Source organism: Bacillus sp. FJAT-42376 (assembly GCF_003816055.1).
Lineage (GTDB): Bacteria > Bacillota > Bacilli > Bacillales > Bacillaceae > Metabacillus_B.
In genome coordinates, this window is record NZ_CP033906.1 from 598,103 (window position 1) to 624,048 (window position 25,946).

Annotated in this window: 24 protein-coding genes, 13 tRNA genes and 3 rRNA genes; 38 read left to right on the forward strand and 2 right to left on the reverse strand. The window is 46.8% G+C overall.

The window, feature by feature from the left end:
- Positions 1-12: 12 nt before the first annotated feature.
- The 14 genes from acpS to CEF21_RS03095 all read left to right on the forward strand — a co-directional run bounded on the left by acpS (position 13) and on the right by CEF21_RS03095 (position 11,106).
- A complete protein-coding gene (gene acpS / locus CEF21_RS03030; RefSeq protein ID WP_123913329.1) occupies positions 13-378 on the forward strand; it encodes a holo-ACP synthase in 366 nt (121 codons plus the stop codon).
- Between the two features lie 112 nt (positions 379-490).
- Positions 491-1,501 carry a LolA family protein gene (locus CEF21_RS03035; protein WP_123913330.1) on the forward strand — a complete coding sequence of 337 codons (1,011 nt, stop codon included), beginning with the start codon at positions 491-493 and terminating at the stop codon, positions 1,499-1,501.
- Between the two features lie 120 nt (positions 1,502-1,621).
- Entirely contained in the window at positions 1,622-2,800 is a 1,179-nt protein-coding gene (gene alr / locus CEF21_RS03040; protein WP_123913331.1) for an alanine racemase, read from the forward strand.
- Positions 2,801-2,932: 132 nt separating this feature from the next.
- The gene (locus tag CEF21_RS03045; protein WP_035404384.1) at positions 2,933-3,214 is read left to right on the forward strand and encodes a CopG family ribbon-helix-helix protein; all 282 of its coding nucleotides are present in this window, start codon (positions 2,933-2,935) and stop codon (positions 3,212-3,214) included.
- Positions 3,215-3,218: 4 nt separating this feature from the next.
- Complete coding sequence (gene ndoA / locus CEF21_RS03050; protein ID WP_035404386.1) at positions 3,219-3,569, forward strand: type II toxin-antitoxin system endoribonuclease NdoA; 351 nt, start codon at positions 3,219-3,221, stop codon at positions 3,567-3,569.
- A 219-nt stretch (positions 3,570-3,788) separates the two neighbouring features.
- Positions 3,789-4,625: an STAS domain-containing protein gene (locus tag CEF21_RS03055; RefSeq protein ID WP_123913332.1), complete on the forward strand. Its 837-nt coding sequence runs from the start codon at positions 3,789-3,791 to the stop codon at positions 4,623-4,625.
- On the forward strand, positions 4,622-4,987 hold the full coding sequence (locus tag CEF21_RS03060) for an STAS domain-containing protein (protein ID WP_123913333.1): 366 nt from the start codon (positions 4,622-4,624) through the stop codon (positions 4,985-4,987). The genes CEF21_RS03055 and CEF21_RS03060 overlap by 4 nt, the downstream gene beginning before the upstream one ends.
- A gap of 3 nt (positions 4,988-4,990) precedes the next feature.
- Positions 4,991-5,392: an anti-sigma regulatory factor gene (locus tag CEF21_RS03065; RefSeq protein WP_123913334.1), complete on the forward strand. Its 402-nt coding sequence runs from the start codon at positions 4,991-4,993 to the stop codon at positions 5,390-5,392.
- Between the two features lie 12 nt (positions 5,393-5,404).
- Complete coding sequence (locus CEF21_RS03070) at positions 5,405-6,412, forward strand: PP2C family protein-serine/threonine phosphatase (RefSeq protein WP_123913335.1); 1,008 nt, start codon at positions 5,405-5,407, stop codon at positions 6,410-6,412.
- 62 nt (positions 6,413-6,474) lie between these two features.
- On the forward strand, positions 6,475-6,807 hold the full coding sequence (locus CEF21_RS03075) for an anti-sigma factor antagonist (RefSeq protein WP_123913336.1): 333 nt from the start codon (positions 6,475-6,477) through the stop codon (positions 6,805-6,807).
- Positions 6,804-7,286: an anti-sigma B factor RsbW gene (gene rsbW / locus CEF21_RS03080; RefSeq protein ID WP_123913337.1), complete on the forward strand. Its 483-nt coding sequence runs from the start codon at positions 6,804-6,806 to the stop codon at positions 7,284-7,286. Before CEF21_RS03075 ends, rsbW begins: the two co-directional genes overlap by 4 nt.
- On the forward strand, positions 7,252-8,043 hold the full coding sequence (gene sigB, locus CEF21_RS03085) for an RNA polymerase sigma factor SigB (RefSeq protein WP_123913338.1): 792 nt from the start codon (positions 7,252-7,254) through the stop codon (positions 8,041-8,043). Before rsbW ends, sigB begins: the two co-directional genes overlap by 35 nt.
- Complete coding sequence (locus tag CEF21_RS03090; RefSeq protein ID WP_123913339.1) at positions 8,040-8,639, forward strand: PP2C family serine/threonine-protein phosphatase; 600 nt, start codon at positions 8,040-8,042, stop codon at positions 8,637-8,639. The genes sigB and CEF21_RS03090 overlap by 4 nt, the downstream gene beginning before the upstream one ends.
- Positions 8,640-8,940: 301 nt before the next feature.
- Positions 8,941-11,106 (forward strand): Tex family protein, encoded by a 2,166-nt coding sequence (locus tag CEF21_RS03095; RefSeq protein WP_123913340.1) that lies wholly within the window; start codon positions 8,941-8,943, stop codon positions 11,104-11,106.
- A 29-nt stretch (positions 11,107-11,135) separates the two neighbouring features.
- On the opposite strand, the gene cmpA is transcribed toward CEF21_RS03095, so the two are convergent.
- On the reverse strand, positions 11,136-11,246 hold the full coding sequence (gene cmpA, locus CEF21_RS03100; RefSeq protein ID WP_123913341.1) for a cortex morphogenetic protein CmpA: 111 nt from the start codon (positions 11,244-11,246) through the stop codon (positions 11,136-11,138).
- 110 nt (positions 11,247-11,356) lie between these two features.
- Here cmpA and CEF21_RS03105 point away from each other — a divergent pair, with 110 nt between their 5' ends.
- The 22 genes from CEF21_RS03105 to CEF21_RS03210 all read left to right on the forward strand — a co-directional run bounded on the left by CEF21_RS03105 (position 11,357) and on the right by CEF21_RS03210 (position 22,150).
- A complete protein-coding gene (locus CEF21_RS03105) occupies positions 11,357-11,806 on the forward strand; it encodes a SprT family protein (protein WP_123913342.1) in 450 nt (149 codons plus the stop codon).
- A gap of 138 nt (positions 11,807-11,944) precedes the next feature.
- Positions 11,945-12,019 (forward strand) — tRNA-Asn (locus CEF21_RS03110).
- 24 nt (positions 12,020-12,043) lie between these two features.
- Positions 12,044-12,134: transfer RNA gene (locus CEF21_RS03115), tRNA-Ser, on the forward strand.
- 11 nt (positions 12,135-12,145) lie between these two features.
- A tRNA-Glu gene (locus CEF21_RS03120) sits at positions 12,146-12,217 on the forward strand.
- 352 nt (positions 12,218-12,569) lie between these two features.
- Positions 12,570-12,645, forward strand: a tRNA-Val gene (locus CEF21_RS03125).
- A gap of 16 nt (positions 12,646-12,661) precedes the next feature.
- Positions 12,662-12,736, forward strand: a tRNA-Gln gene (locus CEF21_RS03130).
- Between the two features lie 3 nt (positions 12,737-12,739).
- Positions 12,740-12,815, forward strand: a tRNA-Lys gene (locus CEF21_RS03135).
- Positions 12,816-12,828: 13 nt separating this feature from the next.
- Positions 12,829-12,910 (forward strand) — tRNA-Leu (locus tag CEF21_RS03140).
- A 20-nt stretch (positions 12,911-12,930) separates the two neighbouring features.
- Positions 12,931-13,016: transfer RNA gene (locus CEF21_RS03145), tRNA-Leu, on the forward strand.
- 63 nt (positions 13,017-13,079) lie between these two features.
- Positions 13,080-13,156, forward strand: a tRNA-Arg gene (locus CEF21_RS03150).
- A 22-nt stretch (positions 13,157-13,178) separates the two neighbouring features.
- Positions 13,179-13,255 (forward strand) — tRNA-Pro (locus CEF21_RS03155).
- A gap of 19 nt (positions 13,256-13,274) precedes the next feature.
- Positions 13,275-13,348, forward strand: a tRNA-Gly gene (locus CEF21_RS03160).
- A gap of 84 nt (positions 13,349-13,432) precedes the next feature.
- Positions 13,433-14,971 (forward strand): 16S ribosomal RNA (locus CEF21_RS03165).
- 242 nt (positions 14,972-15,213) lie between these two features.
- Positions 15,214-18,141, forward strand: a 23S ribosomal RNA gene (locus tag CEF21_RS03170).
- 75 nt (positions 18,142-18,216) lie between these two features.
- Positions 18,217-18,332, forward strand: a 5S ribosomal RNA gene (gene rrf, locus CEF21_RS03175).
- The 16S, 23S and 5S rRNA genes sit together here with 13 tRNA genes alongside, the layout of an rRNA operon.
- 58 nt (positions 18,333-18,390) lie before the next feature.
- Positions 18,391-18,467: transfer RNA gene (locus CEF21_RS03180), tRNA-Met, on the forward strand.
- A gap of 4 nt (positions 18,468-18,471) precedes the next feature.
- A tRNA-Asp gene (locus tag CEF21_RS03185) sits at positions 18,472-18,548 on the forward strand.
- Between the two features lie 214 nt (positions 18,549-18,762).
- Positions 18,763-19,242, forward strand: a complete 480-nt coding sequence (gene tsaE / locus CEF21_RS03190; RefSeq protein WP_123913343.1) for a tRNA (adenosine(37)-N6)-threonylcarbamoyltransferase complex ATPase subunit type 1 TsaE — start codon at positions 18,763-18,765, stop codon at positions 19,240-19,242.
- Complete coding sequence (tsaB, locus tag CEF21_RS03195) at positions 19,220-19,912, forward strand: tRNA (adenosine(37)-N6)-threonylcarbamoyltransferase complex dimerization subunit type 1 TsaB (RefSeq protein WP_123913344.1); 693 nt, start codon at positions 19,220-19,222, stop codon at positions 19,910-19,912. The genes tsaE and tsaB overlap by 23 nt, the downstream gene beginning before the upstream one ends.
- 43 nt (positions 19,913-19,955) lie before the next feature.
- Positions 19,956-20,387 (forward strand): ribosomal protein S18-alanine N-acetyltransferase, encoded by a 432-nt coding sequence (rimI, locus tag CEF21_RS03200; RefSeq protein WP_123919935.1) that lies wholly within the window; start codon positions 19,956-19,958, stop codon positions 20,385-20,387.
- Positions 20,377-21,411: a tRNA (adenosine(37)-N6)-threonylcarbamoyltransferase complex transferase subunit TsaD gene (gene tsaD / locus CEF21_RS03205; RefSeq protein WP_123913345.1), complete on the forward strand. Its 1,035-nt coding sequence runs from the start codon at positions 20,377-20,379 to the stop codon at positions 21,409-21,411. The genes rimI and tsaD overlap by 11 nt, the downstream gene beginning before the upstream one ends.
- A gap of 322 nt (positions 21,412-21,733) precedes the next feature.
- A complete protein-coding gene (locus tag CEF21_RS03210; RefSeq protein ID WP_123919937.1) occupies positions 21,734-22,150 on the forward strand; it encodes a GNAT family N-acetyltransferase in 417 nt (138 codons plus the stop codon).
- A gap of 121 nt (positions 22,151-22,271) precedes the next feature.
- Here the strand turns inward: CEF21_RS03210 and CEF21_RS03215 are convergent, their stop codons facing one another.
- Complete coding sequence (locus CEF21_RS03215) at positions 22,272-24,197, reverse strand: ABC-F family ATP-binding cassette domain-containing protein (RefSeq protein WP_123913346.1); 1,926 nt, start codon at positions 24,195-24,197, stop codon at positions 22,272-22,274.
- Between the two features lie 311 nt (positions 24,198-24,508).
- Between CEF21_RS03215 and CEF21_RS03220 the strand changes: the two genes are divergently transcribed.
- On the forward strand, positions 24,509-25,156 hold the full coding sequence (locus CEF21_RS03220; RefSeq protein ID WP_123913347.1) for a redox-sensing transcriptional repressor Rex: 648 nt from the start codon (positions 24,509-24,511) through the stop codon (positions 25,154-25,156).
- Between the two features lie 16 nt (positions 25,157-25,172).
- Positions 25,173-25,931: a twin-arginine translocase subunit TatC gene (gene tatC, locus CEF21_RS03225; RefSeq protein ID WP_123913348.1), complete on the forward strand. Its 759-nt coding sequence runs from the start codon at positions 25,173-25,175 to the stop codon at positions 25,929-25,931.
- Positions 25,932-25,946 lie beyond the last annotated feature (15 nt).

Here is a 25,946-nt window from a genome sequence, read left to right on the forward strand (position 1 = left end):
AGAGGAAACAGGATGGTAGAAGGAATTGGACTGGATATTGTAGAGATGGAGAGGATTCGCGTTCTTGTCAGCAGGCAGCCGCGATTTGCCGCCAGGATTCTTGGGGAGAAGGAAATGAACATCTATGAAAAATTGACTGGGCTTCGCCAGATTGAATTTTTGGCTGGAAGGTTTGCGTGCAAGGAGGCATTTGCCAAAGCGACCGGACTTGGAATTGGAAAGTCATTAAGTTTTCAAGACATTCAAATTGTTAAAGAGTCCAGCGGAAAACCTGCCGTTTTAGCTCCTGGATTCGAACAGACGAGAATTTTTGTTTCCATTACTCATACAAAGGAGTATGCAGCAGCCCAGGTTGTCCTCGAGAGCCTGTCAAGCTAGTCTGCATATTCCCCCCTGCTGTCTCATATATTTGTATCGGAATGGGAGAGACAAGTGCTGCGGCACTGTTTTTCTTCACTGCTGTGAGATAAAGCAAAGGGGCTGAAAATGGGTGAGAAGAAGCTTATGTTTATTGCTGGTCGGACTGATGGCTGTATTTTTAATGTCTGCCTGCGGAAACAAATCGCAGAATGATGTGGTAAAAGGGCTGGATAAGAAAGTCGAGGATCTTCAAAGCTATAAAACGAAGGCGAAAATGACCCTCCAGACTGGAAGTGAACCGCAGGTGTACGATGTGGAGATCTGGTATAAGGAGCCGTCTTTTTACCGGGTGAACCTGAAAAATCCCGCAAAGGAACAAAGCCAGATGATTCTGCGGAATGAGGATGGCGTGTATGTGCTGACCCCTTCTCTTAATAAAAGCTTCCGCTTCCAGAGCGACTGGCCGAAAAACAGCAGCCAGGCCTATTTGTTTGAATCCCTTGTCAATGATGTCATGAAGGACAAGGCAGCCGTTTTTAAAGCGACAGAAAAGCAATATGTTTTTGAAACGAAAACAAACTATCAAAACAATACCATGCTGCCGATGCAGGAAATCACTTTTAATAAAAAGGATTTATCACCTGCGAGCGTAAAAGTGATGGACCCTGACCGCAACCCGCTTGTAACGGTTGAGTTTAAGGATTTTGAATTCAATCCATCCTTTGATAAAGACTCCTTTAATATGGAGAAGAACATGTCATTCGGCATGATTGATTTACCGGCAGCCGCACCAGTCAATAAGGAGCCTTTTGCCGTGAAATACCCGATGGAAATGCCTGAAGGTGTCAGACTGATTCAGGAAAAAGAGCTTCGGACAGAAAATGGGAAGCGGATTATTATGACGTTTGGCGGAAAGAAAAATTTCACGATGATTCAGGAAAGGGCCAGTGTTTCTTCCTCTTCCAAGGCGGTGACGGTAAGCGGGGAGCCGGCTGATTTAGGATTTGCAATCGGCAGCAAAACCGAGAACTCGATTTCATGGGTTTCAGAAGGTGTGGAGTATTTGATTGCCTCGGAAGATATGACACCTGACGAGATGATGGATACAGCACGGTCGGTTCAAGGACAGACAGCGAAATAAAAAGGAAGGTGCATTCCGCACCTTCCTTGATTTTTGTTTTCCGGTGAATCCGTTTGACAAGTGCCTGTTTCAAATCAGATAATCTTCTATAGCATTAAATTTGCGGAGGATGTGTAAGGAATGAATGAGGCGCTTTCTTTTTACCGGGATACTTGGGCTGAAATTAATTTAGATGCCATTGAATATAATGTAAAGAGTATGATTCGGCATTTAGGACCTGAAGGAACGGTCATTGCCGTTGTTAAAGCAAATGCATATGGCCACGGAGATGCCGAAGTGGCGGAGACGGCTTTGAAGGCGGGGGCCGATATGCTTGCGGTGGCCTTTGTAGATGAAGCCATCGCGCTTAGAAAAAAAGGGGTAGCTGCCCCAATCCTTGTACTGGGTGCGTCAAGACCTGAGGATGTTCAGGTCAGTATCAATCATAAGATTATTTTGACAGCTGTCTCGCTTGAATGGGTCATGGAGGCGGGGAAATTCGTGCGAAGCGGAGAGCTGTGCTTCCATATTAAGCTGGATACCGGGATGGGCCGGCTTGGAATGAAGGAAAGACATGAATTGGAGACGGCCATTGATTATGCGGCAAAGTCACCGAATATGAAAATAGGCGGGATATTTACGCATTTCGCAACAGCAGATGAGCTTGAATCTGATTATGCGGAGCATCAGTTTGAAGCCTTTGAAAAGCTTACAGCGGGGCTGACCTCCTCCGAATGGATGATTCACTGCGCAAATAGTGCAGCAGGTCTGAGATTCCCCGACCGCATCTTCAATACGGTAAGACTTGGCATTTCCATGTATGGGCTGGCACCTTCGATGGAGCTGAAAGGGGAGCTTCCTTATCCCCTGCAGGAAGCTCTTTCCCTCCATACGAAGCTTGTGCATGTTAAAAAAATTGCCAAGGGAGAAAAGGTAAGTTATGGAGCGACTTATACTGCTCAGGAGGATGAGTGGATTGGAACTCTTCCTATCGGCTATGCGGATGGCTGGATCCGCCGTTTGAAAGATTCTGAAGTGCTGGCTGATGGCGCACGGGTGCCAATTGTCGGCAGAATCTGCATGGATCAGTGCATGGTGCGGCTTCCTCGAAAACTGCCGATTGGAACAAAAGTTACGCTGATTGGAAGACAGGCAGAAGAATCTATTTCAATCGATGAGATTGCGGAGCGTCTGGAGACGATTAATTACGAAGTTCCTTGCATTTTGTCGGCCAGGGTGCCCCGTATGTTTTTGCAAAATAAGAGTATAATGGAAGTTAGGAACCCCATTATCCAATCATTTTCAGCTGAAAAAGGCTGATAGAAGGCGCTGATTTCCCGCTGCCCGCATTAAGAGATTATTTAGAAAATAGTTTGCTTCTAGCGGCAATAGTGGTATGATTGACTATGGAATGGAATAACGGGTGTGCAAGTTTGGTGGAGGTGTATGTTTGTGTCTGAATCCAGCGCAACGACTGAAATTATGATCCGCTTACCGCAGACATTAGTGTCAGAATTGGACAGTCTTGTCAAACAAGAGAACGGAAATCGAAGCGAGCTTATTTATCAGGCGACAAAAATGTATCTTCGTGAACGCAAAAAACGCCAAATCCGTGAATCCATGAGACGCGGATACATGGAGATGGCCAAGATTAACCTCAATATTGCTTCCGAAGCTTTCATGGCAGAATCAGAGGCTGATCATACCGTAGACCGCTTAGTAAGCGGAGGTTGATCCGTTGATTGTTAAACGCGGCGACGTTTATTTTGCTGATTTATCTCCTGTGGTTGGTTCAGAGCAGGGAGGCGTCCGTCCAGTTTTAATCATTCAAAACGATATTGGTAACCGGTTTAGTCCAACTGTCATCGTTGCTGCGATAACGGCTCAGATTCAAAAGGCAAAATTGCCGACTCATGTCGAGATTGACGCTAAGCGCTATGGGTTTGAACGGGATTCTGTCATTTTGCTTGAGCAAATCCGTACCATAGATAAACAGAGACTAACGGACAAAATTACTCATCTTGATGATGAAATGATGGATAAAGTGGACGAAGCCTTGCAGATAAGCCTCGGACTTATTGATTTTTAATCAAATACCCAAAAATAAAAAGGAAGTTGCTATGTCCGGCAGCTTCCTTTTTATTTATAATGAAATTAACAAGATCAGGCCCGCTATGCCGGCGTTACGTGGAGACCCCACAACTTGGAAACAAAGTTTTATCGACACATTCCTTTTGTTTGTTTACATAAATAGGTATAATATGATCAGTATAAATAGAATTGATTTAGGGAATAGGGGGGGATTAACATGAATCGGGAAACAAATCCGATATCGGCATTTTTACGACAGAATCAGTCAGAAATAGCAGATGAATGGGTTGAAGGTCTCAAGGAGCTTGATGACCGGAAATATTCAGAGCTCATGTCTGAATCTGCTTATATAAATACAGCTCAGGAGTTTATAGCCATCCTGCTGCAGTATATGGAAGGCTCCAAAGAAGATCTTGGACAGTCCGTGTCTGATTTTTCATCACGCCTCGTTCAGGCAGGCTGGTCACTGACGTTTATTACGAAGGGCATCAAACAGCTGGGGCTTATCCTGTTCGATAAGATGACCCGGGATGCCTCTGAAGCAGATAAAATGCAATTGGTATGGGAATTTGATCAGAAATTCTCTCCGATTACAGAAGAGCTTCTTTTAGAATATGCATCGTCGTGGGAGAGAACGGTTTCCCTTCAAAAAATTGCCCTGCAAGAATTATCCGCCCCGTTAATCCCTGTATTTGAACATATAACAGTCATGCCGCTTGTAGGGACGATTGATACAGAGAGAGCGAAACGCATTATGGAAAATCTGCTTGATGGAGTAGTGAAGCACCGCTCTCAAGTGGTATTAATCGATATTACCGGTGTTCCGGTCGTTGATACAATGGTGGCTCATCATATTATTCAGGCATCTGAAGCGGTTCGTCTTGTAGGCGCAAAATGCCTTCTTGTCGGAATTCGCCCTGAAATTGCCCAGACGATTGTTAATCTTGGGATTAATTTAAGCCAGATTACCACGAAGAACTCGCTTCAGAAGGGCATTGAAGCCGCATTGGAAATGACGAACAGAAATATCGTTTCAACGGAGGAATTAAAATGAGAACGCCTAGAATACCCATCCTTAAACTAAAGGATTGCCTGCTCATTTCAATCCAATGGGAACTGGACGATCAAACCGCTTTGCAATTTCAGGAGGATTTGCTTCACAAAATTCATGAAACAGGCGCAAATGGCGTCGTCATTGATTTGACTTCTGTTGATGTGATTGATTCGTTCATTGCAAAAGTACTTGGAGATGTCATCAGTATGTCTAAGCTAATGGGGGCAGCCGTGGTTCTCACGGGTATTCAGCCTGCAGTTGCCATAACCTTGATTGAACTTGGCATACAGCTTGAAGATGTGAAGACAGCACTAGATTTAGAAAAAGGATTAGAGACGCTTCAGCAGGAATTGGGGGAATAGCTAATGGACAACCAATCCTGCGTGAAAATAGTGACGGAATGGGATATCGTTGCAGCCCGCCAGCTTGGGCGGAATGTAGCGAAAGAGCTTGGGTTCGGAACTGTGGACCAGGCGAGAATCACCACCGCCATATCTGAATTGGCGAGAAATATATATTTATATGCTGGCCAGGGTCAGCTTTGCATTGAACAGATTGAAGAGTACGGAAAAAGAGGACTGAAAATAATAGCCATTGATAGTGGTCCTGGAATTCCTGACATCCGAAAAGTAATGGAAGACGGCTTTTCGACCTCAGGAGGACTTGGTGCCGGATTGCCAGGTGTGAAACGGCTGATGGATGAATTTAACATTCAGTCTGCTGCTGGAGAAGGGACCGATATTAGAGCGGTCAAATGGCTTCGCTAGGAGGCTGGCCTTATGGAATTCAAGGAAGTTGTAGAAACGAAATATAGAGAATTGCTTCATAACTATATAAAAGAATTAACGGAAACAGCATTGTACCAGGGGCAGAAATTCAGCAGACAAACCCTGCAGCAGCAAATTCCGCCGGAGGAAATCGTGAGCATTCACCGCAAGGTTCTTCAGGAACTGTACCCTGACCTTCAGGATGATGTGCTGAACTCTCTTGATTTTCTTCTTGAGGTGATGATGGGCTACGGACTTGCTTACCAGGAACATCAAATCTTAAGGGACAAGCAGCTGGAAATAAAGTCGGAGATTGAAATTGCAGCGAATGTCCAGCAGACACTGCTCGAAACGAAGATTCCTGTTTGTGATGCGCTTGATATTGGGGCTGTAAGCATTCCTTCCAAGCAGATGAATGGTGATTACCATCATTTTGTCCAGGATGACAATCATATCAGCATCGCGCTGGCCGATGTGATTGGAAAAGGAATCCCGGCGGCCCTGTGCATGTCGATGATCAAATACACCATGGACAGCCTTCCGGAATCCAGGAAGGATCCTGGATTCGTATTGGAGAACCTTAACCGGGTCGTTGAACAGAACGTTGACCCGAGTATGTTTATTACGATGTTTTACGGGATGTATGATTTGGAGAGCCATTTGTTTTCTTTTGCATCTGCGGGTCATGAGCCTGGTTTTTATTACTCAAAGCAAGAAGATACTTTTCACGACCTGGATGCCAGGGGGCTGGTTCTCGGAATAGACCAGAACGTGAAGTATAAACAATACGATAAAAAAGTAGAGTCAGGGGACATGATTGTCCTTTTATCTGACGGTGTTTCCGAAAGCAGATCCGAAGATGGGTTTGTTGAGAGATATGCAATTACGGATTTGATTAAAAAATATGAGCATTTGCCTGCTCAGAAAATTGCAGATACCATCTATCAGGAGTTCTTGTCCATGCAGGGTTTTCAGCTTAGGGATGATTTTACCTTTATTATTATCCGGAGAAATGTTTAATAGTAATTGGCAAAGGGTAGGAAACTAGTAGCATAAATCGTACTTGTCTGAGGTGAATATTAATGAATTTAAAAACAACGATTGAAAATATGGATCAGATTACAAAAGTAACTGTTGCAGGGGAAATAGATGCCTATACAGCACCAAAACTAAGAGAAGAGCTGCTTCCGCTTGCGGAACAAAGCAGCCCGCAGCTGATTATCAGTCTTCGCGACGTTTCGTATATGGATAGCACAGGGCTTGGAGTATTCGTCGGTCTTTTGAAGAACGTAAGAAAGAACGACGGGGAACTGCGTCTTGTTGAGCTTTCCGACCGTCTGGAAAGACTGTTTACAATCACAGGTCTTAATGACATCATCGACATTTCATCAAAAGCAGAGGGTGGGGTACAATGAATTCTGTAGTGGATTACATTGAAATGAAAATTCCTGCGAGACCTGAATATGTAGGCATTGTCCGCCTTACGCTTTCAGGAATCGCCAGCCGCATGGGTTATTCGTATGATGAAATTGAAGATTTGAAGATCGCAACGAGCGAAGCCTGCACAAATGCTGTGCAGCATGCATATAAGAACGTGGATAAAGGTGAAGTAACCATTGGTTTTGGCTTATATGAAGACCGGCTTGAAGTAATGGTATCAGATACTGGGCAAAGCTTTAATTTTGAAGAGAAGAAAAAGGAACTGGGACCTTATTCTTCAAATTCCAGTGTAGATTCCTTGCCGGAAGGAGGGTTAGGCCTTTACTTGATGGAAACGCTCATGGATGAGGTCCGTGTGCAGATCAGCACTGGAGTCACCGTATTTTTAACCAAGTTCTTGAATGGGGAGCGGGTGAACCATGACACAACCGTCACAAACTACGAAGCTAACTAAGGAACAAGTAAATGATCTCATCACCGCTTACCAGCAGACACAGGACGATCAGGCTCAGACCGATTTGGTTCATCACTACAGGGGTCTCGTTGAGACACTTGCCAAAAAATATTCACGGGGAAAAAGCTTCCACGAGGATTTGCTTCAAGTAGGAATGATTGGGCTTCTGGGCGCGATTAGAAGGTACGATTCTGAAGTGGGAAAATCCTTTGAAGCTTTTGCCATTCCGACCATTATTGGAGAAATCAAGAGATTTCTTCGTGATAAAACATGGAGTGTCCATGTTCCCCGGAGAATTAAAGAGCTGGGGCCTAAAATAAAGGCAGCTGTAGATGAATTGACAAACAACCTGCAGCGTTCGCCAAAAGTGTATGAAATAGCCGAGTATCTCGAAGTGACAGAGGAAGAAGTGCTGGAGACAATGGAGATGGGGAAAAGCTACCAGGCTCTATCAGTCGACCACTCAATTGAAGCGGATCCTGATGGCAGTACGGTAACGATCCTTGATATTGTCGGCTCTCAGGACGATGGATATGAACGGGTTAACCAGCGGATGATGCTGGAGAGTGTCCTCCATGTTTTGTCTGAGAGAGAAAAGCAGATTATCCAGCTTACATTTATCGAGAACAAAAGCCAGAAGGAAGCCGGAGAAGAACTTGGGATTTCCCAGATGCATGTTTCCAGGCTTCAGAGAAGAGCGATTCATAAGCTGAAAGAAGCCCTGGCTGCCGATAAATCAGTGGAGTATTATCAATGATCGAGAGAGAAACAAATGATCGAATCCGCGCTTTAGCTTTTCAGCAGCAGAAAAAAGGAAAGGTCCTCTGCGGAGACAGCTTTTTCATGAAAACGGCAGATGATTATTTCGTTTGTACGCTCGCAGACGGACTTGGGAGCGGAGAGCTCGCACATGAATCCTCACAGGCGATCAGCGACATCGTAGAAGCCTATCACGAGGAAGATGTAAACCAGCTCCTGATCCGGTGCAACCAAGCCTTGAAAGAAAAGCGCGGTGCAACAGTGTGTATTTTCAAAATGACTTTTGCAGATCAGCGTTTAGCCTATGGATCAGTTGGAAATATACGTTTCGTCATGTACAATCCTGCAGGAGACTTCGTATATCCTCTGCCCGTCCTCGGATACATGTCAGGCAAACCTCAAAAATTCAAAATCGGCTCATATGCATACCAAACAGGTGCAAAATTTATTGTCCATTCGGATGGCTTGAAAATCTCGGCTGTTAAATCGCTGCTGAGAGATCATCAATCGGTAGAGAATATTTCAGAAGCATTAGAACCGTATACCCTTGATCGGGATGACGATCTTACTTATATAGTCGGTCAAATTTTTTAAGATTCCATTAAAAAAGTTGACCGGCTATTTATTTTGGTTTTTTTAAAAGAAGGCTATGCTAATGCAGGATGATGGTTTACTTTGAGTGGAATGGGAAGCGGCTGCTTGCTTACTGAAAACGCCTGTTTAAAAAGCGCCAAAGAAAAAGTCTGCCCTTGCAGAACCGTTGAAATCTAACGGCTATGTTTAATGGGGGGAGTCTTAAAACAGAAAGTCTCCGTCCGGCTTTTTCATTACGCTGTAATGTGCGGTTCATTTTTTGATATGATGGATACATCTCGCTAATCGGAGGATGTTTAGGATGGAAAAGGAAAATCAGGATCAATTATTAAAATCACTGACTGAAAACGTGAAAATTCCTTACAAACAAGTAAAAAGTGTGATTGACCTTATTGAAGAAGGAAATACAGTGCCTTTTATTGCCCGCTATCGTAAAGAGATGACCGGGGCACTCGACGAGGTTCAAATTCGGGATATTTCTGAAGCGTGGCAGTACATGCTTAACTTGGAGGGCAGAAAAACTGAGGTCATCCGCCTAATTGAAGAACAGGGAAAATTAACAGATGAGTTAAGAAAAGAAATCACCTCTTCCGTAAAACTTCAGCAAGTAGAGGACTTATATAGACCGTATAAACAAAAAAGGAGAACGAAGGCCACTGCTGCAAAAGAGAAGGGGCTAGAGCCGCTGGCACAGTGGCTGATGAGCCTTCCTGCTTCGGGAAGTCCTGAGGAAAAGGCTGAATCCTTTATTAACCCGGATAAAGGGGTGGAAACCGCGGATGATGCTCTTCAGGGAGCAAAAGACATTGCAGCTGAAAAAATTGCGGATGAACCGGCCTACCGCAAGTGGATTCGGGAACAGACCTTTAAAAAGGGTATGTTGGCAACGACTGTAAAGGACAAAGAGAAGGACGAAAAAAATGTCTTTGAGATGTACTATGAATATGAAGAACCTGTCCATAAGGCAGCGCCGCATCGTGTATTAGCGATGAACCGGGGTGAAAAGGAGGACATCCTTCGCATTGCCATTAAACCTCCTGCCGAGCAGATTGTGGCCTATTTGATTAGGCAAGAGCTTGGCTCAAAGCATACGACCGCTAAGCAGCTGATGGAAGAGGCGATTGAAGACGCATATAAACGGCTGATCGAACCATCAATTGAGAGAGAAATCCGGAAGGAATTAACGGAGAAGGCAGACGCCCAGGCAATTCATATTTTCTCCGAAAACCTGAGGAATCTTCTTTTGCAGCCGCCTTTAAAAGGAAGAGTCGTATTGGGGCTCGATCCTGCATACAGAACAGGATGCAAGCTTGCTGTTGTAAGTGAAACCGGGAAGGTTGAGCATATCGGTGTGATCTATCCCCACCCGCCTGTAAATAAGAGAGAAGAAGCGCTGAAAACCATTCTGAAGCTGATTGAGACGCATAAAGTCGAGGTAATAGCTGTAGGGAACGGAACGGCATCAAGAGAAAGTGAACAGCTTGTGGCTGATGCGATTCAGCAGTCCGGAAAGGATTTGGCGTATCTCATTGTAAATGAAGCGGGAGCGAGTGTTTACTCTGCATCCGATTTAGCAAGGGAAGAGTTCCCGGATCTAAAGGTTGAGGAAAGAAGTGCGGTCTCTATCGCAAGAAGACTTCAGGATCCTCTAGCTGAGCTTGTGAAAATTGATCCGAAGTCTGTTGGGGTCGGCCAATATCAGCATGATGTCAGTCAGAAAAACCTGAATGATTCTCTGACATTCGTGGTAGAAACGGTAGTAAACCGTGTGGGAGTCAATGTCAATACGGCCTCGCCCGCCCTTCTCCAATATGTATCAGGCTTATCTAAAACCGTCGCGCAAAATATCGTGAAGAAGCGGGAAGAGTTAGGGAAAATTACAAGCAGGACACAGCTTAAGGGGATTCCGAGATTAGGAGCTAAAACCTATGAACAGGCCGTAGGCTTCCTTCGGATTATGGACGGGGAACAGCCGCTTGACCGTACATCCATTCACCCTGAGAGCTATAAAGAAGTAGCTTCCCTTTTAAAGCATCTAAATGCCTCCCCGGAGGATCTGGGTACAGAAGGCTTAAAGGAAAAAATTAAAAATCTTGATATAAAAGAGGCGGCTGAACAATTTGGTATAGGTGAGCTGACCCTGAAGGATATTTGTGATGCTCTCATTCAGCCTGGGCGGGATCCCCGGGATGAAGTGGCGAAACCATTGCTGAAGAAAAATGTCCTGAAGCTCGAGGATTTAAGCAAAGGCCTTGAACTGCAAGGAACAGTAAGGAACGTGGTCGACTTTGGCGCATTCGTCGATATTGGAGTGAAGCAGGACGGCCTCGTTCATATATCCAAATTAAGCAGGCAGTATGTAAAGCACCCGCTGGATGTGGTCAGTGTAGGTGATGTCGTAACCGTTTGGGTGGACTCTGTTGACGTAAATAAAGGACGGGTATCGCTGACAATGCTGTCTGAATAAACATTGCAAGATGAAAACACTGCTTCGGTTTAGCAGTGTTTTTTTCTGTAAAAATACCAGCACTGATTCAGCAGCTTAATCTGATAGCAATTTTTCTCGTGAAAAGCACGCATCATCTGATTTTTTAACCATGACGGCATTGCTCATGCCTCCTTAATCGTTATAATGGAGTGAGGGTATTAGCTAATGTATGCAATGGATAAATGTCCTGTTCTTTAAACAAGACTGGGATTAGAAAGGTGCTGCAGGCATGGATCAGCAAGAGCTCCAAACGATGGTGGAAGAAATCTCTTCCAGTTGTTTTAATAAATCATTTACCCATAAAGCGGTCTTCAATAACAGATTAAGGTCAACCGGAGGGAGGTACATGCTGTCTTCCCACAATATTGAAATCAATCCGAAGCATGTTGAGGAGCATGGAGAGAATGAATTGAAAGGGATCATTAAGCACGAACTCTGTCACTACCATCTTCATCTTGAAGGAAGAGGGTACCGCCACCGGGACAGGGAATTTAGACAGCTGCTTGCTGAAGTAGGAGCTCCCCGTTTTTGCACTCCTATTAAAAAGACGCAAAAACAAAAAACGATTCACTTGTACGCATGCACAGCCTGTTTCACGCGATTTGAGAGAAAAAGGAGGATGGACACAAAAAAGTATGTGTGCGGAAAGTGCGGCGGCTCCATAAAACAAGTAATTTAAGTGTTGACGGCATAAATAATCTATGGTAAATTATAAAAGCCGTCGTGAGAGACAGGCTAAGCAAGAAAATTAAATGAATAATGACATTGACTTTGAGTCATAATTTATCTATAATTAAGAAAGTCTGTTGTTTATTATTCCGCAGTAGCTCAGTGGTAGAGCTATCGGCTGTTAACCGATCGGTCGCAGGTTCGAGTCCTGCCTGCGGAGCCATATTATATTTATCAGCACACAGATGGGGAAGTACTCAAGTGGCTGAAGAGGCGCCCCTGCTAAGGGTGTAGGTCGCGTAAGCGGCGCGAGGGTTCAAATCCCTCCTTCTCCGCCATCTATTCATACGGCCCGTTGGTCAAGCGGTTAAGACACCGCCCTTTCACGGCGGTAACACGGGTTCGAATCCCGTACGGGTCATTTTTTATTTTAGGACAACTATTCTATTAGGGTTCTAAACAGGCGTAACCAACACTCAGCATAGTAAAATGCAAGAGGGTTGGGAGGAGCAAGCAGTGCCAGGAGTCGAAGAAACGACCACCGGAACGCACACAGGTGCGTGAGGATGGGAGTGAGTGAAGACGACAACGCAATGCACCGCTCATCGCAAGCCGAAACCAGCATTCAACCAAAGTGAAATACAAGAGGGTTGAGAGGAGCAAGCAGTGCTAGGAGTCGAAGGAGCGACCACCGGAGCGCACACAAGTGCGTGAGGATGGGAGTGAGTGAAGACGACAACGCAATGCACCGCTCATCGCAAGCCGAAATCCATGGAGGATTAGCTCAGCTGGGAGAGCATCTGCCTTACAAGCAGAGGGTCGGCGGTTCGATCCCGTCATCCTCCACCAGAGACACTTTTATTTTTGGGCTATAGCCAAGCGGTAAGGCAACGGACTTTGACTCCGTCATGCGTTGGTTCGAATCCAGCTAGCCCAGCCATCCGAGCCATTAGCTCAGTCGGTAGAGCATCTGACTTTTAATCAGAGGGTCGAAGGTTCGAGTCCTTCATGGCTCACCATTTATTTTCATATGCGGGTGTGGCGGAACTGGCAGACGCACTAGACTTAGGATCTAGCGCCTTCGGGCGTGGGGGTTCGACTCCCTTCACCCGCACTTTATTACTAACTTAACATGCGGTCGTGGCGGAATGGCAGACGCGCTAGGTTGAGGGCCTAGTGGGGGCAACCCCGTGGAAGTTCGACTCTTCTCGGCCGCACCAAAAACATTTTAAAAAAATGTTGACAAACAAATCACGATTTGATAAGATATATAAGTCGCTAATGCGCCCGTAGCTCAATTGGATAGAGCGTTTGACTACGGATCAAAAGGTTAGGGGTTCGACTCCTCTCGGGCGCGCCAATTAAATTTAAACTTGCGGTTGCGGGAAGTAGCTCAGCTTGGTAGAGCACTTGGTTTGGGACCAAGGGGTCGCAGGTTCGAATCCTGTCTTCCCGACCAGAAGTATACATATTAATATGCGGGTGTAGTTTAATGGTAAAACCTCAGCCTTCCAAGCTGATGTCGTGGGTTCGATTCCCATCACCCGCTCCAATTTTTAAAATGATCTTTGAAAACTAAACAAATCGAAGTGCCAACGTTAATTCTAGAGCAACAAACAAGAGCTAGTCAAACTACTTTTTGGAGAGTTTGATCCTGGCTCAGGACGAACGCTGGCGGCGTGCCTAATACATGCAAGTCGAGCGGATCTCTTCGGAGATCAGCGGCGGACGGGTGAGTAACACGTGGGCAACCTGCCTGTAAGACTGGGATAACTCCGGGAAACCGGAGCTAATACCGGATAACCTTTCGAACCGCATGGTTCGGAATTGAAAGACGGTTATGCTGTCACTTACAGATGGGCCCGCGGCGCATTAGCTAGTTGGTGAGGTAATGGCTCACCAAGGCGACGATGCGTAGCCGACCTGAGAGGGTGATCGGCCACACTGGGACTGAGACACGGCCCAGACTCCTACGGGAGGCAGCAGTAGGGAATCTTCCGCAATGGACGAAAGTCTGACGGAGCAACGCCGCGTGAGTGATGAAGGTTTTCGGATCGTAAAGCTCTGTTGTTAGGGAAGAACAAGTGCGGGAGTCACTGCCCGCGCCTTGACGGTACCTAACCAGAAAGCCACGGCTAACTACGTGCCAGCAGCCGCGGTAATACGTAGGTGGCAAGCGTTGTCCGGAATTATTGGGCGTAAAGCGCGCGCAGGCGGTCTTTTAAGTCTGATGTGAAAGCCCCCGGCTCAACCGGGGAGGGTCATTGGAAACTGGAGGACTTGAGTGCAGAAGAGGAGAGTGGAATTCCACGTGTAGCGGTGAAATGCGTAGAGATGTGGAGGAACACCAGTGGCGAAGGCGACTCTCTGGTCTGTAACTGACGCTGAGGCGCGAAAGCGTGGGGAGCGAACAGGATTAGATACCCTGGTAGTCCACGCCGTAAACGATGAGTGCTAAGTGTTAGAGGGTTTCCGCCCTTTAGTGCTGCAGCTAACGCATTAAGCACTCCGCCTGGGGAGTACGGTCGCAAGACTGAAACTCAAAGGAATTGACGGGGGCCCGCACAAGCGGTGGAGCATGTGGTTTAATTCGAAGCAACGCGAAGAACCTTACCAGGTCTTGACATCCTCTGCCACTTCTAGAGATAGAAGGTTCCCCTTCGGGGGACAGAGTGACAGGTGGTGCATGGTTGTCGTCAGCTCGTGTCGTGAGATGTTGGGTTAAGTCCCGCAACGAGCGCAACCCTTGATCTTAGTTGCCAGCATTCAGTTGGGCACTCTAAGGTGACTGCCGGTGACAAACCGGAGGAAGGTGGGGATGACGTCAAATCATCATGCCCCTTATGACCTGGGCTACACACGTGCTACAATGGATGGTACAAAGGGCAGCGAAACCGCGAGGTTCAGCGAATCCCATAAAACCATTCTCAGTTCGGATTGCAGGCTGCAACTCGCCTGCATGAAGCCGGAATCGCTAGTAATCGCGGATCAGCATGCCGCGGTGAATACGTTCCCGGGCCTTGTACACACCGCCCGTCACACCACGAGAGTTTGCAACACCCGAAGTCGGTGGGGTAACCCGTAAGGGAGCCAGCCGCCTAAGGTGGGGCAGATGATTGGGGTGAAGTCGTAACAAGGTAGCCGTATCGGAAGGTGCGGCTGGATCACCTCCTTTCTAAGGAAGAATTATCAGCACCCATGCGGTGCAGCGATTAACGGACGCACTTCGAATTTGTTTAGTTTTGAGAGATCATTCTCTCTTAACTTGTTCTTTGAAAACTAGATAACGATATGAATGTCAAACATTCACACGAGTAAGAAAGAACCTTACGATTTTCTTCTGCGTCTATCGCAGAATGAAATGAAAAGTCTGAAGACATCTGTTTTCAGCTTCTAACGAAGATAACTCCGTTATCAGGTTAAGTTAGAAAGGGCGCACGGTGGATGCCTTGGCACTAGGAGCCGATGAAGGACGGTACGAACACCGATATGCTTCGGGGAGCTGTAAGTAAGCGTTGATCCGGAGATTTCCGAATGGGGAAACCCGCTGCTCGTAATGGAGCAGCATCCTGACTTGAATACATAGAGTCTGGAAGGCATACCCGGGGAACTGAAACATCTAAGTACCCGGAGGAAGAGAAAGCAAATGCGATTCCCTGAGTAGCGGCGAGCGAAACGGGATCAGCCCAAACCAGAAGGCTTGCCTTCTGGGGTTGTAGGACACTCAACACGGAGTTACAAAGGAACGGGGTAGGCGAAGCGGTCTGGAAAGGCCCGCCAGAGAAGGTAACAGCCCTGTAATCGAAACTTCGTTCCCTCCTGAGTGGATCCTGAGTACGGCGGGACACGAGAAATCCCGTCGGAATCCGGGAGGACCATCTCCCAAGGCTAAATACTCCCTAGTGACCGATAGTGAACCAGTACCGTGAGGGAAAGGTGAAAAGCACCCCGGAAGGGGAGTGAAACAGATCCTGAAACCGTGTGCCTACAAGTAGTCAGAGCCCGTTAACGGGTGATGGCGTGCCTTTTGTAGAATGAACCGGCGAGTTACGATTACGTGCAAGGTTAAGTTGAAGAGACGGAGCCGCAGCGAAAGCGAGTCTGAATAGGGCGAATGAGTACGTGGTCGTAGACCCGAAACCAGGTGATCTACCCATGTCCAGGGTGAAGTTCAGGTAACACTGAATGGAGGCCCGAACCCACGCACGTTGAAAAGTGCGGGGATGAGGTGTGGGTAGCGGAGAAATTCCAATCGAACCTGGAGATAGCTGGTTCTCTCCGAAATAGCTTTAGGGCTAGCCTCATAGCAAGAGTCTTGGAGGTAGAGCACTGATTGGACTAGGGGCCCTCATCGGGTTACCGAATTCAGTCAAACTCCGAATGCCAAAGACTTATCTATGGGAGTCAGACTGCGAGTGATAAGATCCGTAGTCAAAAGGGAAACAGCCCAGACCACCAGCTAAGGTCCCCAAGTATCCGTTAAGTGGAAAAGGATGTGGGGTTGCTTAGACAACCAGGATGTTGGCTTAGAAGCAGCCACCATTTAAAGAGTGCGTAATAGCTCACTGGTCGAGTGACCCTGCGCCGAAAATGTACCGGGGCTAAACGGATCACCGAAGCTGTGGACTGTTCTTTCAGAACAGTGGTAGGAGAGCGTTCTAAGGGCTGTGAAGCCAGACCGGAAGGACTGGTGGAGCGCTTAGAAGTGAGAATGCCGGTATGAGTAGCGAAAGAGGGGTGAGAATCCCCTCCACCGAATGCCTAAGGTTTCCTGAGGAAGGCTCGTCCGCTCAGGGTTAGTCGGGACCTAAGCCGAGGCCGAAAGGCGTAGGCGATGGACAACAGGTTGAGATTCCTGTACCACCTCTTTTCCGTTTGAGCAATGGAGGGACGCAGGAGGATAGGGTAAGCGCGCTGTTGGATATGCGCGTCCAAGCAGGTAGGCTCAAGGGATAGGCAAATCCGTCCCTTGGTTAAGGCTGAGCTGTGATGGCGAGGGAAATGAAGTACCGAAGTTCCTGATTCCACACTGCCTAGAAAAGCTTCTAGCGAGGAAAATGGTGCCCGTACCGCAAACCGACACAGGTAGGCGAGGAGAGAATCCTAAGGTGATCGAGAGAACTCTCGTTAAGGAACTCGGCAAAATGACCCCGTAACTTCGGGAGAAGGGGTGCTCTTTAGGGTGAATAGCCTTGAAGAGCCGCAGTGAATAGGCCCAGGCGACTGTTTAGCAAAAACACAGGTCTCTGCGAAGCCGCAAGGCGAAGTATAGGGGCTGACGCCTGCCCGGTGCTGGAAGGTTAAGAGGAGAGGTTAGCGCAAGCGAAGCTTTGAATTGAAGCCCCAGTAAACGGCGGCCGTAACTATAACGGTCCTAAGGTAGCGAAATTCCTTGTCGGGTAAGTTCCGACCCGCACGAAAGGCGTAACGATCTGGGCACTGTCTCAACGAGAGACTCGGTGAAATTATAGTACCTGTGAAGATGCAGGTTACCCGCGACAGGACGGAAAGACCCCGTGGAGCTTTACTGCAGCCTGATATTGAATTTTGGCACAGCTTGTACAGGATAGGTAGGAGCCTTGGAAACCGGAGCGCCAGCTTCGGTGGAGGCATCGGTGGGATACTACCCTGGCTGTGTTGAACTTCTAACCCGCGGCCCTGATCGGGCCGGGAGACAGTGTCAGGCGGGCAGTTTGACTGGGGCGGTCGCCTCCTAAAATGTAACGGAGGCGCCCAAAGGTTCCCTCAGAATGGTTGGAAATCATTCGCAGAGTGTAAAGGCACAAGGGAGCTTGACTGCGAGACCTACAAGTCGAGCAGGGACGAAAGTCGGGCTTAGTGATCCGGTGGTTCCGCATGGAAGGGCCATCGCTCAACGGATAAAAGCTACCCCGGGGATAACAGGCTTATCTCCCCCAAGAGTCCACATCGACGGGGAGGTTTGGCACCTCGATGTCGGCTCATCGCATCCTGGGGCTGTAGTCGGTCCCAAGGGTTGGGCTGTTCGCCCATTAAAGCGGTACGCGAGCTGGGTTCAGAACGTCGTGAGACAGTTCGGTCCCTATCCGTCGCGGGCGCAGGAAATTTGAGAGGAGCTGTCCTTAGTACGAGAGGACCGGGATGGACGCACCGCTGGTGTACCAGTTGTCTTGCCAAAGGCATCGCTGGGTAGCTATGTGCGGACGGGATAAGTGCTGAAAGCATCTAAGCATGAAGCCCCCCTCAAGATGAGATTTCCCATCATTTGAGTAAGACCCCTGAAAGATGATCAGGTTGATAGGTTCGAGGTGGAAGCGTGGCGACACGTGCAGCTGACGAATACTAATCGGTCGAGGACTTAACCTTTATTCAAGTAAGGCTTCCATTACTCGTGAAGCACATCGTTATCTAGTTTTGAAAGAGCAATCTTTCAACTTTATATCTGGTAATTATGGCAAAGAGGTCACACCCGTTCCCATACCGAACACGGAAGTTAAGCTCTTTAGCGCCGATGGTAGTTGGGGGTTTCCCCCTGTGAGAGTAGGACATTGCCAGGTATACAGATTATATTCAAGGACAGTCACACTGTCCTTGGAATAATCATAGTATTATTATCGCGGGGTGGAGCAGTCTGGTAGCTCGTCGGGCTCATAACCCGAAGGTCGCAGGTTCAAATCCTGTCCCCGCAACCAAAATGGTCCGGTAGTTCAGTTGGTTAGAATGCCTGCCTGTCACGCAGGAGGTCGCGGGTTCGAGTCCCGTCCGGACCGCCATTTACTTATAAGAGACAACGAAACGTGATGTTTCGTTTTTTTTGTATGCTTAAATATAAATGTCATAACAAGGGGCTCCGAAAGGACCTCCATTATGAAATAACCATATTATTCTTGCGGTGTACTTGGATAAACGCATGGAGTGCGCTAAACTGTTTATAATGATACAAGTACGTCAGAGAATTCACTATTTCAGAATTACAGGTGATGTTGAATGAACGCTTTTGAGAGAATCTCTCCATCAGCAGCCCATACTCAGGAGCTGTCAGAACAGCTCGCTCTCCTTCTTCAGGGCGGAGATGTTTTAACGCTTGAAGGGGATTTGGGGGCTGGAAAAACTACATTCACGAAAGGCTTGGCCAAAGGGCTGGGCATCAAGAAAATTGTGAACAGTCCTACGTTTACTATTATGAAAGAATATCACGGCGGCCGGCTTTCCCTTTATCATATGGATGTATACCGCCTGGATGAAGAAAGCGAAGCGCTCGGCTTTGAGGAGTATTTTGAAAGCGGAGGGGTCACTGTAGTAGAGTGGGCTCATTTGATTCAGGAGCAGCTTCCTGCTGAAAGACTCGAAATCGGTCTTTTCCGCTCAGGTGATGAAGAGAGAAGGATTCGTTTCGTTCCTTACGGGGAAAAATATACTGATCTATGCAAGGAGCTTTTCAAGAATGAAAAAAGCATTAGCGATTGATACCTCGAATGATACGCTCGGCATAGCCCTTCTTTCGGATGGAGTGGTATCCGGCGAAATCATTACTCATTTAAAAAAGAATCATTCAATACGGGCGATGCCTGCCGTTGAACAGCTGCTGAAAGAATGTGCTGTGACACCCGCCGACCTGACCGCGATTATTGCGGCATCAGGCCCGGGATCTTATACGGGAGTCCGAATCGGGATGACCATCGCCAAAACGCTTGCCTGGTCGCTTTCGATTCCCCTATTTACGGTGTCAAGCCTTGAAAGTCTTGCTGCGAACGGCAAATACTTCAATGGTCTGATCTGCCCTTTATTTGACGCCAGAAGAGGAAGGGTCTACACAGGTCTTTATTCTGAGAAGGAAGGCCGTCTTGCGTGCCATGCAGATGACCAGAATATTCTTTTAGCTGACTGGCTGGAGACATTAAAAGAAAAAGATACAAAGGTCCTCTTTCTTGGACACGATGTAAAGATCCACTGGGATGAGATTGAGAGAACGCTGGGCAGTTTGGCTGTAAGAGCCGATGAGGTTCAGAACAGCCCGAGGCCTTCAGAGCTAGCAAGAATCGGTCTTCTGAAAAACCAGTCTCCCGTGCACTCCGCAGTGCCGAATTATACGAGACTGGCCGAAGCAGAGTCTAAATGGCTTGAAGAGCAAAAATAAGTTGGTGGAGAACGTGGGGAAAAGTGAAGTGAAGATCAGGGCCATGAGAGTGGAGGATATCGATGCCGTCTACGAAATCGAGACCCATTCTTTTAAATCGCCCTGGAATAAGGAGTCCTTTTATAATGAAGTGGCCCATAATCTTTTTGCCACTTATCTGGTTGCGGAAAATGAAGATCGAGTGATCGGCTACTGCGGAATCTGGCTGATTGTAGATGAAGCCCAGATTACGAATATTGCCATTCTTCCTGAATACAGAGGAAATGGATACGGAGAGGCTCTATTAAGGAAAGCGATGAGAGAAGCAAAGAAACGGGGCGCCAAACAGCTTTCTCTGGAAGTAAGGGTGTCCAATCATCCGGCCCAGTCGCTGTACCGGAAGCTTGGATTTCAGCCCGGGGGAATCCGGAAACAGTACTATACCGATAATTTAGAAGATGCTTTAGTCATGTGGGTGATGTTAAATGGAGTGTAACGATCAATATATACTGGCGATTGAAACGAGCTGTGATGAAACAGCAGCGTCCGTCATAAAAAATGGAAATGAGATTGTTTCAAATGTAGTTGCTTCTCAGATTGAATCTCACAAGAGGTTTGGCGGAGTGGTTCCGGAAATAGCTTCCCGGCATCATGTGGAGCAGATCACACTGGTGCTGGAAGAAGCAATGCAGCAGGCAGGACTAGAATTCAAGGATTTAAGTGCGATCGCCGTCACAGAAGGACCGGGATTGGTCGGGGCTCTGCTGATTGGAGTGAATGCAGCGAAGGCTCTTGCTTTTGCTCATGGAATTCCCCTTGTAGGTGTGCATCATATCGCCGGTCATATTTACGCCAATCAGCTCATCACAGAGCTGCAATTTCCACTGCTTGCTCTTGTTGTATCCGGTGGACATACAGAGCTTGTTTATATGAAAGAACATGGCTCGTTCGAGGTCATCGGCGAAACACTCGATGATGCAGCAGGTGAAGCGTATGATAAGGTGGCAAGAACACTCAGTCTGCCTTATCCGGGCGGACCGCATATTGACCGGCTTGCCCATGAAGGCAATCCTGTCATTGATTTGCCGCGGGCATGGCTAGAAGAAGGCTCCTATCATTTCAGCTTCAGCGGCTTAAAATCAGCTGTTATTAATACGCTTCATAACGCAAAGCAAAAAGGGCAGATCATTGAACCGAAGGATTTGGCAGCAAGCTTTCAGCAAAGTGTGATCGATGTGCTGGTGGAAAAAACCTTTAGGGCGGCCAATGAATATAAGGTGAAGCAAGTGCTTCTTGCCGGGGGCGTAGCGGCCAATAAAGGGCTGCGTGCTGCACTGACGGCCCGTTTTCAGGAAATGCCGGAAGTGGACCTTGTTATCCCGCCTCTTCATTTATGTACAGATAATGCGGCCATGATTGGGGCTGCCGGACATATGCTTTTCCAGAAAGGCAATAGAGGCAGTATGACGATGAATGCGAATCCTGGTCTTGAGCTTGAAAATAATCATTCAAAATCCTGAACCTGTTTATAAACAGGCAGGATTTTTTTTGCTATTCAGTTTATCCACATTCTTATCCACAATTATTTCAAATCAGAACAAAATGAGATATACCAATGGTTTGAAGGCTGTGGAAAATGTGGATAAAGAAAGGCCTTTTTGTGGATATTGTGGATAAAAAAGTGTAAACCCTATTAATCCACATCTTAAGCCTGTGGATAAAAAACCGTTTTAAAATGAACAGATCCATAAGGACATCACAGCCATTCAGCTAAATAAAAGGAATAGAAAGAAAAATGTCGAATGTATATCCTTGCTGAAATGGAGGTTCTGATGGTAAATGATGAAGAACTATGAACTGAAAGAAAACATTCCAACATTGGAAGAATACAAATATTTATGTGATTCTGCAGGATGGACTCCTTTTATGAATTTCGAAGCAGCGGAAACATCTTTAAAGCGTTCTATTTACTGCATTACCGTTCAAGATCATGAACGAATGGTGGGCATGGGGAGAATTGTGGGAGATGGGGCGATCTATTTCTATATTCAAGATATAGTGGTTCATCCGGATTATCAGAAAAACGGGATTGGGAGGGAGATCATGAATCAATTGGCTGAGTACTTGAATCGGCATGCCCCGGATAAGGCGTTTGTCGGTTTGTTTGCATCAGAGGGAAAAGAATCGTTCTATGAAGCATTTGATTTTAAAGATTACTCACCAAACATGACGGGGATGTTCAAAGTTATATCCAAATAGCATCTGGATGCTTCATTCCAGGGAAACACTTCTTTTTTGTCCGCAAAAAGGACCGTACATTAGAGAAACCTAAATGTACGGTCCTTTTATCATTCGCTCATTTTGCCTGTCTGACCTGACATTAAAGCTGAAGCTCTTCCCATTCATCCATCAGCTCTGCAACAGAGGAAAGGTGCTGTTCATTTTCACGGCTGAGGTCCTGAAGCTTTTCATGATCCTGATAATTGGCCGGATCTGCCAGCAGCTGTTCATTTTCCTCGATCTTTTCTTCCAGATTGAAAATTTCTGTTTCGATCTCTTCAATGCGTCTCTGTCTTTGGCGCTCGAGTTTCTTTAATTCCTTTTCCTGCTGGTAGCTCAGTTTTGTCTCTTTTTGATCCTGAACCTTCTCCGTTCCGGCTTCCTCCTGCTGCTTGAGGGAAGCAAGTTCCTCCTGCTCCTGCTTTTTCTGAAGATAGTAGTCATAATCTCCAAGGAAAAGCTCCACACCCTGTTTGGACAGCTCGCATACTTTTGTTGCTATCCGGTTGATGAAATAGCGGTCATGGGAGACAAACAGGATGGTGCCGGGGTAATCAACAAGGGCATTCTCCAGAACTTCCTTGCTGTCCAGATCCAAATGGTTCGTCGGCTCATCCAGAATGAGCAGGTTCGCTTTTTCTAGCATCATCTTGGCCAGGGCAAGGCGGGCTTTTTCTCCCCCGCTGAGTGCTGAAACCGGTTTGAGCACATCATCTCCGGAGAAAAGAAAGTTCCCAAGTACAGTTCGGATTTCTTTTTCCGGCTTTAATGGATACTCGTCCCAAAGCTCATTCAGCACACGCTTATTCGATGTAAGCTCTGCCTGTTCCTGATCGTAATAGCTGATCTTCAGTGATGAGCCGTAGCGGATTTCTCCTTCGATGGATTTGAGCTTTCCAACGATGGTTTTTAACAGCGTGGATTTTCCAATTCCGTTTGGACCGACAAGGGCTAAGCTGTCTCCGCGGTCTGCAGAAAAAGATACATTGGAGATGGTCGGTTTGTTTCCGTCATAGGAAACAGACAGATTGTCCACTTTCAGCACATCATTTCCGCTCTGCTTTTCAATGTCAAACCGGAAAACCGCCGATTTTTCGTCTCCTAAAGGACGGTCCATCATGTCCATTTTCTCCAGCTGCTTCCGTCTGCTTTGCGCGCGCTTTGTCGTAGAAGCGCGTGCGAGGTTCCGCTGGACAAAATCTCTCAGCTTGGCTGCCTCGTCCTGCTGTTTTTCATAAGCCTTCATATCACGCTCATAGTTCTCTGCTTTCTGCTGCAGATAGCTGCTGTAATTCCCGAGAAACTTGGAGGACTGCAGGCGGGAGATTTCATACACCTGATTGACGACTTTATCCAGGAAATAGCGGTCATGGGAAACGATGAGAACGGCGCCTTTATAGCCTTGAAGATATTGCTCCAGCCAGGAAAGCGTCGCAATGTCTAGATGGTTGGTCGGCTCATCCAGAATCAGAAGGGCAGGACTTGTTAATAACAGCTTTCCTAGTGCAAGCCGCGTTTTCTGCCCGCCGCTCAGTGTTGAAATAGAAGTCGAGTGATCAAAATCGCCAAACCCGAGACCATGGAGAATCGAGCGGATGTCGGCTTCGTACTGATACCCGCCCCGTTCTTTAAACGTGGTCTGCAGGTGGTCATACTCCTTCATGATCTGTTCGAATTGAGGACTGGCCGGATTGATGTCGGCCATGTCGGATTCCATTCCCCGCATTTTCCTCTCCATTTGCTGAAATTCGCTGAAAACAGTCAGCATTTCATCCCAGATGGAACGGGAGGATTCGAGTCCGGTATTTTGAGCCAGATACCCGATAGTGAGATCCTTTGGCTTGATGATTTCACCGGAATCATACGATAATTGCCCTGAAATAATTTTCAAAAGGGTAGATTTTCCCGCTCCGTTTCGGCCGACAAGAGCAATCCGGTCCCGTGTTTGAACTTCAAGCTTTATATTGGATAATATCGGCTCAGCTCCAAAAGATTTTGTGAGCTGCTGAACTTGTAATAGAATCATACGCTTTCACCTCATGTATACTAGCTTAAGTGTAGCTTAACTGCCGTTTGCCGGCAACCTTGCCGTCTGCCCGTTCAAAAAATGTTGCCATTCGTAAACAGACAATCCCGAAAAAATAGTGTATAGTTTGGGTATGACTCTATGAATGCCCATTTTTCCCCACTTTTTTTAAGAGGGCAGTAAAATGTTCCATGAAACACTGGTCAGGGAGATTGAATTGGAAGCGCTAACTTAAATGAACGTTTAAGAAAATAGATTAGAATGGGACGTCTGTCCCAAGATTTGCATCAAGGAATGTGAGGGAAATTGTAATGAATATTGATCAATCCAAAATACCGCAGGCGACCGCCAAGCGATTGCCTTTATACTATCGTTTTTTAAAAAACCTTCATTCTTCCGGAAAACAGCGGGTTTCATCAGCTGAATTAAGCGATGCGGTAAAAGTGGACTCGGCTACAATCCGCAGAGACTTTTCTTACTTTGGTGCTCTCGGCAAGAAGGGCTATGGATACAACGTGAATTATCTGCTCTCCTTTTTCCGGAAAACACTCGATCAGGATGAATTGACGAAGGTCATTTTGATTGGAGTCGGAAACCTGGGGACAGCATTCTTGCACTATAATTTTTCAAAAAACAATAATACAGAAATCTTTGCCGCATTTGATGTCGCAGAAGATAAAATTGGCACAACGGTTGGAGAGGTTCCGATTCATCATCTGGATGAATTGGAGGAGAAGCTTCCGGAAGGAGCACCGGTCGCCATTTTGACGGTACCGGCACCGGCGGCCCAGTCCATTACAGACCGGCTCATTTCCATTGGGGTGAAGGGAATACTGAATTTTACCCCCGCAAGACTGAATGTGCCGGATCATATCCGCATTCATCACATTGACCTTGCCGTGGAGCTGCAGTCCCTTGTCTATTTTCTAAAGCATTATCCGAGCGAAACATCTGTGTAAAAGGATGGATGGTCCGATGAACGAACGGGAAATGTCGGTGTATGAACATATAGAAGAACTCCGGAAACGAATCATCATCGTTGCGGTCTTTTTTGTTGTGGCGCTCGCTGCAGGATTTTTCCTCGCAAAGCCGCTGATTTTATTTTTGCAGCAGACGGATGAAGCGAAGGATATTACGCTGAATGCGTTCAGGATTTCGGATCCGCTTTTCCTGTATATGAAATTTGCTCTCATTATTGCGGTCATTTTGATATCCCCGCTGATTTTGTATCAGCTATGGTCATTTATCAGTCCCGGTTTATATGAAAGAGAACGGACGGCTACGCTAAGCTATATCCCATTAAGCGTCTTTTTGTTCCTTGCGGGCCTTTCATTCTCTTATTTTGTTTTATTCCCGCTGGTGATCCGGTTTATGACAAGCCTTTCGTCTGATCTCGGGATCAGCCAGGTAATCGGAATCAATGAGTACTTTCAGTTCCTGATCGAACTGACCCTTCCGTTTGGCCTGCTCTTTCAGCTGCCGGTCATCATTATGTTTTTAACAAGGCTTGGGATTGTGACACCGGTTTTGTTGAGGAAAATCAGAAAATACGCGTATCTCTTTTTGCTAATCGTTGCCGGGCTCATTACCCCGCCTGATGTCATTTCACAGGTGGTGGTCATGTTTCCGCTGATTCTTCTGTATGAAATCAGCATCATCGTCTCTCATCGGGCGCACCGGAAGTCTCTGCAGATCCAAATGGAGGAAGAGGCAAAGGAACAGCTGTCTGAATAAAAATAACCTGCCCGA

Excerpts from the sequence above, each read along its gene's own strand:
- CEF21_RS03055 (WP_123913332.1), top strand. The coding sequence starts at position 3,789 with ATGAATCGGGAAACAAATCCGATATCGGCATTTTTACGACAGAATCAG.
- CEF21_RS03065 (WP_123913334.1), top strand. The coding sequence starts at position 4,991 with ATGGACAACCAATCCTGCGTGAAAATAGTGACGGAATGGGATATCGTT.
- CEF21_RS03210 (WP_123919937.1), top strand. The coding sequence starts at position 21,734 with ATGAAGAACTATGAACTGAAAGAAAACATTCCAACATTGGAAGAATAC.
- sigB (WP_123913338.1), top strand. The coding sequence starts at position 7,252 with ATGACACAACCGTCACAAACTACGAAGCTAACTAAGGAACAAGTAAAT.
- CEF21_RS03105 (WP_123913342.1), top strand. The coding sequence starts at position 11,357 with ATGGATCAGCAAGAGCTCCAAACGATGGTGGAAGAAATCTCTTCCAGT.
- CEF21_RS03095 (WP_123913340.1), top strand. The coding sequence starts at position 8,941 with ATGGAAAAGGAAAATCAGGATCAATTATTAAAATCACTGACTGAAAAC.
- CEF21_RS03070 (WP_123913335.1), top strand. The coding sequence starts at position 5,405 with ATGGAATTCAAGGAAGTTGTAGAAACGAAATATAGAGAATTGCTTCAT.
- rsbW (WP_123913337.1), top strand. The coding sequence starts at position 6,804 with ATGAATTCTGTAGTGGATTACATTGAAATGAAAATTCCTGCGAGACCT.
- rimI (WP_123919935.1), top strand. The coding sequence starts at position 19,956 with ATGAGAGTGGAGGATATCGATGCCGTCTACGAAATCGAGACCCATTCT.
- CEF21_RS03060 (WP_123913333.1), top strand. The coding sequence starts at position 4,622 with ATGAGAACGCCTAGAATACCCATCCTTAAACTAAAGGATTGCCTGCTC.
- CEF21_RS03090 (WP_123913339.1), top strand. The coding sequence starts at position 8,040 with ATGATCGAGAGAGAAACAAATGATCGAATCCGCGCTTTAGCTTTTCAG.
- acpS (WP_123913329.1), top strand. The coding sequence starts at position 13 with ATGGTAGAAGGAATTGGACTGGATATTGTAGAGATGGAGAGGATTCGC.
- cmpA (WP_123913341.1), bottom strand. The coding sequence starts at position 11,246 with ATGCCGTCATGGTTAAAAAATCAGATGATGCGTGCTTTTCACGAGAAA.
- tsaE (WP_123913343.1), top strand. The coding sequence starts at position 18,763 with ATGAACGCTTTTGAGAGAATCTCTCCATCAGCAGCCCATACTCAGGAG.
- tsaB (WP_123913344.1), top strand. The coding sequence starts at position 19,220 with ATGAAAAAAGCATTAGCGATTGATACCTCGAATGATACGCTCGGCATA.
- CEF21_RS03215 (WP_123913346.1), bottom strand. The coding sequence starts at position 24,197 with ATGATTCTATTACAAGTTCAGCAGCTCACAAAATCTTTTGGAGCTGAG.
- CEF21_RS03220 (WP_123913347.1), top strand. The coding sequence starts at position 24,509 with ATGAATATTGATCAATCCAAAATACCGCAGGCGACCGCCAAGCGATTG.
- alr (WP_123913331.1), top strand. The coding sequence starts at position 1,622 with ATGAATGAGGCGCTTTCTTTTTACCGGGATACTTGGGCTGAAATTAAT.
- tatC (WP_123913348.1), top strand. The coding sequence starts at position 25,173 with ATGAACGAACGGGAAATGTCGGTGTATGAACATATAGAAGAACTCCGG.
- CEF21_RS03075 (WP_123913336.1), top strand. The coding sequence starts at position 6,475 with ATGAATTTAAAAACAACGATTGAAAATATGGATCAGATTACAAAAGTA.
- tsaD (WP_123913345.1), top strand. The coding sequence starts at position 20,377 with ATGGAGTGTAACGATCAATATATACTGGCGATTGAAACGAGCTGTGAT.